7 protein-coding genes and 1 pseudogene are annotated in these 4,926 nt (G+C 38.6%); 3 read left to right on the top strand and 5 right to left on the bottom strand.

Annotation, left to right across the window (positions count from 1 at the left end; translation table 11 throughout):
• Positions 1–161: 161 nt before the first annotated feature.
• Positions 162–272, top strand: a pseudogene (locus PN471_RS23340) (DUF2887 domain-containing protein); the annotation flags it as partial.
• Positions 273–278: 6 nt separating this feature from the next.
• Entirely contained in the window at positions 279–521 is a 243-nt protein-coding gene (locus PN471_RS10810) for a DUF4351 domain-containing protein (protein WP_334311913.1), read from the top strand.
• A gap of 583 nt (positions 522–1,104) precedes the next feature.
• On the opposite strand, the gene PN471_RS10805 is transcribed toward PN471_RS10810, so the two are convergent.
• On the bottom strand, positions 1,105–1,707 hold the full coding sequence (locus tag PN471_RS10805) for a DUF3318 domain-containing protein (RefSeq protein ID WP_193895309.1): 603 nt from the start codon (positions 1,705–1,707) through the stop codon (positions 1,105–1,107).
• Positions 1,708–1,781: 74 nt separating this feature from the next.
• On the opposite strand from PN471_RS10805, the gene PN471_RS10800 reads away from it, so the two are divergent.
• On the top strand, positions 1,782–2,039 hold the full coding sequence (locus PN471_RS10800; protein WP_271776850.1) for a hypothetical protein: 258 nt from the start codon (positions 1,782–1,784) through the stop codon (positions 2,037–2,039).
• Between the two features lie 58 nt (positions 2,040–2,097).
• On the opposite strand, the gene PN471_RS10795 is transcribed toward PN471_RS10800, so the two are convergent.
• From PN471_RS10795 to PN471_RS10780, 4 genes are all read right to left on the bottom strand, one after another.
• Positions 2,098–2,865: a Uma2 family endonuclease gene (locus PN471_RS10795; RefSeq protein ID WP_271776852.1), complete on the bottom strand. Its 768-nt coding sequence runs from the start codon at positions 2,863–2,865 to the stop codon at positions 2,098–2,100.
• 676 nt (positions 2,866–3,541) lie between these two features.
• Positions 3,542–4,333 carry a Uma2 family endonuclease gene (locus tag PN471_RS10790; RefSeq protein WP_271776849.1) on the bottom strand — a complete coding sequence of 264 codons (792 nt, stop codon included), beginning with the start codon at positions 4,331–4,333 and terminating at the stop codon, positions 3,542–3,544.
• Positions 4,334–4,489: 156 nt separating this feature from the next.
• Positions 4,490–4,588, bottom strand: a complete 99-nt coding sequence (locus PN471_RS10785) for a DUF4351 domain-containing protein (RefSeq protein WP_271776851.1) — start codon at positions 4,586–4,588, stop codon at positions 4,490–4,492.
• A 125-nt stretch (positions 4,589–4,713) separates the two neighbouring features.
• The coding region (locus PN471_RS10780) for a type II toxin-antitoxin system PemK/MazF family toxin (protein ID WP_271776848.1) at positions 4,714–4,926 on the bottom strand (213 nt) is incomplete at its 5' end.

Here is a 4,926-nt window from a genome sequence, read left to right as displayed (position 1 = left end):
CTTTATCACACCATTTCGCTTTTAATGCTATTTATTCTCATTAAGCATCTTAATTTTTGAATTGACTTTAGTTATTATGTACTACTTTAAGGGCTTTTTTGATCTGTGACAGTTTGGGGTGCGGAATGTGGGTTCTATCGTAACCGCAATAGATTTAATGATTGTTAACAAAAAGTAATCAAGAAACATCATCTTTATCAAGTCAGGTCATAATAGAAATGATCACGACAATAATGATGTACAAATTTGAAAAACTTACTTTAAGGGAGGTTGAAGTCATGCTAGGAATTTCACTAGAAAAAAGTCGCGCTTACAGAGAAATTAAACAAGAAGGAATAGAACAAGCAACTTTAAATCTAGTTATTCGACTATTAACGAAACGGTTTGGGGAATTATCGGCAGAAATACGCGGTTCTATTTCCGCTTTACCTTTACCCGTCATGGAAAATTTGAGTGAAGCATTGTTAGATTTTACCAGTTTAAATGATTTACAGGTTTGGTTAGCAGTAGTTAAAAAATAAGGCGTTGCTGAATTAAGATATGAAAATCAAAAATTCCATTTCTCAAACTCTTACTCTTTGCGCCTCTGCGCCTCTGCGTGAGATAAATTCATACTTTCCCAAAAATAAAGTATTTCTGATGCCAAATTGCTGGTTTATGGTGGGGGTTTAGCATTGCTGATATGTGTCAACTTAACGTAAAACGGGCGGTTAGAAACCGCGTCTACACAGGCAAAACCCACCTGCGTGGGTTTCAAATACTTGATTTTTCCTTAGTCCGCGCAGGCGGACTTTGTTTGTGTAGCAGTGAATTCCATTCGCCAGGGCTTAAGTTGACACCATTAAGCATTGCTAAACCCCTACGTAGGGCTTGCTGAATCAACCGAAAACCTACATATATGAAGAATTTTCGGGTTTAAAAAGAGAACTAAGTGCAAGAAATAAGCATTGAAACTGTTTATTTACCTATCACTGTCTGAAATTTGAGACTATTCTAACTCCTGACTCCTTCTTTCTCCTAACTCCTAACTCCTGACTCCTGACTCCTGACTCCTAGACCTCACAGACAACTTTTTCAGCAAACCCTAATTACTTCGCAGTAAATCTATTGATAGTTTTTAGGAATACCAACTTGTGATAAACCGGCAATTACTTTCAAGTTTTGACAACGAATTAATTCACTAAAATTTAAACCAGAACGCCCTTCTATTGTTCCTACTGCTTCAATAGCTGTTAACAAATGTTGGGCGGCTTCTGTTTCTGAATAACCTCGTCTTTGGGCGATTCTAATAGCCGCTATATCAGCAGTTAATTCTGACTCTTGGGATTTATTGGTGCGCCAAATTCGTATAGCCGCTACAGCACTTAATCCTCCGGCTATGACCACACCTACCACATCAGCCTGAACCGCTTCGAGTATTCCGCCCACAAGACCTGCTAACACGGCACCTTGATAGATATTAGGTTGTAACCATTTCACCCCTATTAACCAGGATATTCTTTGCAATAGAAGTAAATCCCGTTGAGGTTTTGTCAACCGTCTCCATAAATCGAAATTAATATATATTGGTCTGGCTTGACTTAATGGTAGGGGAAAAGCCGCATCTATTACCTGTTTTTGTTCTGGTTTACTGACGATTTTAGTCATCATTCGCCCAGAAGCGGGCATGACATCCAACAACCGACGAATTTCAATATTTGGTTCCATAACATCCATTATTAGTCATAATTATGTATATTCAATGACTACTAAGATTACACTCTATTCCACTTTATATTTATATGGACGCTTTTGATCCCAATCCGCCAGAATGGACTAATCAAGCCGTACACGCCTATCAATTCCATTGCCCCAAATGCCATGCTGGTAGTCGAGATGCTGTTAATGTGTGGTTAAATAGAAGGTCTCCCGTCACTACCCCAGAACGTCGTCGGAAGTGGCAAGAATTCTACCATTGTCATTGCGGTTATGTCTGGTGGGCTTGGAGTAATGATAGACCACCGACGGATTTATCTAAGCAAAATCAAAATCAGGATTAACTGCTTTTTCCTCTCGTTCCCACCCAGAGACTAGGAACAAGAGGATAAGAGATTGTATTTATTCTAAATCTGGTTCAACACCAAGCGCACGAAGTTGGGCAATTAATCTTTCGGTTTTTTGCCTTTCTTGTTCAGCTTTCTGTCTTTCCTGTTCAGCTTTCTGTCTTTCCTGTTCTGTGCTGGTTAATATCCAATTACCGTCTTTGTCATACCAACGTAACCAAGGCATTTCTACATTTTTATAACTTCCTAGCCACACTCCTAAACCTAATTCTATTTCAGGAATCCAAAACCGGAAATCTGATAATTTTACTTCAGTATAACGAGCGCCTGTTAACTGAAACATTCTAAATTCAGATTTATAACGATCAAAGATAGCGTAATAGGGTACTCTTAAAATTTGTTCGTAAACTTCCCATTTACCAGGAGGTTTTTCGACATCTCTGAATGTTTGCCCTAAGTCTTCTTTTTCTGTTCCCGGTGAGAGTAATTCAACGACAATATAAGGATTAACTGCTTCTTGCCAAACTACATAACTTAAACGTAAATCTCTTTTATCATAAAGAGAGGGAACACCTAACACTGCAAACCAATCTGGACGTTTATACCATGAAGGATGACGCAAATCATAGTAAAGATTCAGATCACTTCCTGTAAATATTTGGTCGCTAGGATAGTCAGACGGACGGAATGTTTCTGCTAATAATTGTGGTTGGAATAAATGAAATTGATCTGGCAAACCAGGTTCCTCCGGGTCTTCGCTAGGAAGATCATACATTGTCGGTAATGTTTCTTTAGGGGAAAGTGGCGGATTTGTTTGATAGATTCTTGATAGTCTTCTCAATTTATCTTGTTTATTTATCATATAGTAATCAGAGAATGAATAATATTACTCCTCGTATCTTACTGAATAAAGCTTAGAAGCCTTACTGTGACTTGATCCAAATTTTACAACTCAGTTGCGATTGCTATAGGCATTTCTTTGTTGGGTATAATTGCTCAAAAAAAATAGACCGCTTTTCTGAAAATTAACTCCCGGTTCGCCCATTTAAAATCGAGTTACCAAGAAGCTGAACGATTTAATCAAGGTTTTCGGCTTTGATAAAAATGTACTACCCTACAGACTTTATGCGATAGCGAAGCGCTGCTGCAAGCAGTTCGTATAAAAATAGAGTTTTAGCACCGGATGTGGTAGTTCAAGCTAAATTTTGGGAAATCGCTAAAACCATTACGACACCTGGATTTCTTGTTTTTTTGGCAATTTCTCGAACTCCAAAAAAAATGAGCGAACCGGGAGTAAAGAATTTCCCTAATGACCAATTTGAGATTTCATAAATTAGCGATCGCTTTCAAGATCAACAAAGCATATCTCAATTGCCGCCACTCTGGAGTTTCAGATCCGGGGATCTGGGCATGATCAGATTATACATTCAGTTGCCATAGCCAGGCAAAGGGAAGCAATCGCTTTAACCTCCACTTTCAGACTGGACAATTTTTCAACTCTATTGATCATTAGGTAAGCTGATACCTTGTTCCAATAACAATTGTCGTAATTTAGCTACTTCTAATTCAGCAGAATCCGCCCGTTGCTTTTCCTGCTCCGCCCGTTGTTTTTCTCGTTCTTCTGGTGTAGGCAACCAATTATTATCTTGATCATACCAACGTAACCACTGTCTAGTTAATCCTTGATATTCTCCTTCCCACAATCCTAAACCCAATTCAGCTTCTTCTAGCCATACCCCTAATCCATTAATAGAGAGCGGTTGATAACGGTTCGTTACTAACCCATAACAGTGAAACTCGCCAGTATAACGGTTATAGACAAAATAATAGGGGATTCTCAGAATTTGCTCATATACTGTCCATTTATTTGGCGGTTGATTAATTTCCCGTAAATTTTTGCCTAAGTCTTCGTTTTCTGTTCCTGGAGATATTAATTCTACCACCACAAAAGGGTATGTTCCTTCACACCAAGTAACATAACTTAATCTTAGTTCTGTTTGTTCATAAAAACGGGATACCCCCAAAACTGCAAACCAATCTGGTCTTTTATACCATTGTGTATGCTTGCTGTCATAGTATAGATTCAAGTCACTACCTGTAAATACATTATCTTCTGTATAAGAAGGCGGACGAAAGGTGCTACGCAATAATTCTGGTTGTAACAGGTGAAATTCGTCTGGCAAACCTGGCTCCTCTGGATCTTCGCTAGGTAAATCATACATCGTTGGCAGTGTTTGTTGAGGAGGTAATGGCTCATAGCTGGGTTTGCTATACACATCACTTTGGTACATTATTAATCATCTCCTGTATTTAATCGCTGTTGCCAAGATTCAACTATCTGCTTAATTGTCTCTTCTAAGGAAATTGTCATATCCCAGTGAGGATAATGTTCACTCATTTTTGTTAAATTGGAATAATAGCAAATGTGATCACCAATGCGGTTTTCCTCATACCTCCGCTAACCAGACCTCTAAATCTGCCAATCCGTCAAAATCTAATAGAGCTTCTGCTAGAGACTCTAATTGAGGTACTGGTAATTTCCCAATCTCGTTCTCTAATGGATGAATAATTGATACCTGCTAAAGAGTTTCATTTCACCAAGCGATCGCTTTTAAGATCAACAGTTTCATATCCCCGACTTCTGAGGGAAGTCGGGGATCTTATTTAGATACTAAAAAAGAATAGGATGAATGCGACCAAGCACTTCTGCTAATAACCATTCAGGGCAAATACAGATCAGTTTTGCCTTTCTTGAGCGATAATCCAATGAACGCAGCTGATCGCACATCACTACGCCTTTAATAGGTTGATCATCTGGAATCTCAACGTAGAAAGGATTTTTACGCTTAGTATTACTGATAGGACAAACAAAAATAAAACCTCG

Source organism: Aphanizomenon sp. CS-733/32 (assembly GCF_028330045.1).
Lineage (GTDB): Bacteria > Cyanobacteriota > Cyanobacteriia > Cyanobacteriales > Nostocaceae > Dolichospermum > Dolichospermum gracile.
This window is presented reverse-complemented; position numbering and strand designations above follow the sequence as displayed.

Excerpts from the sequence above, each read along its gene's own strand:
- PN471_RS10810 (WP_334311913.1), top strand. The coding sequence starts at position 279 with ATGCTAGGAATTTCACTAGAAAAAAGTCGCGCTTACAGAGAAATTAAA.
- PN471_RS10805 (WP_193895309.1), bottom strand. The coding sequence starts at position 1,707 with ATGGAACCAAATATTGAAATTCGTCGGTTGTTGGATGTCATGCCCGCT.
- PN471_RS10790 (WP_271776849.1), bottom strand. The coding sequence starts at position 4,333 with ATGTACCAAAGTGATGTGTATAGCAAACCCAGCTATGAGCCATTACCT.
- PN471_RS10800 (WP_271776850.1), top strand. The coding sequence starts at position 1,782 with ATGGACGCTTTTGATCCCAATCCGCCAGAATGGACTAATCAAGCCGTA.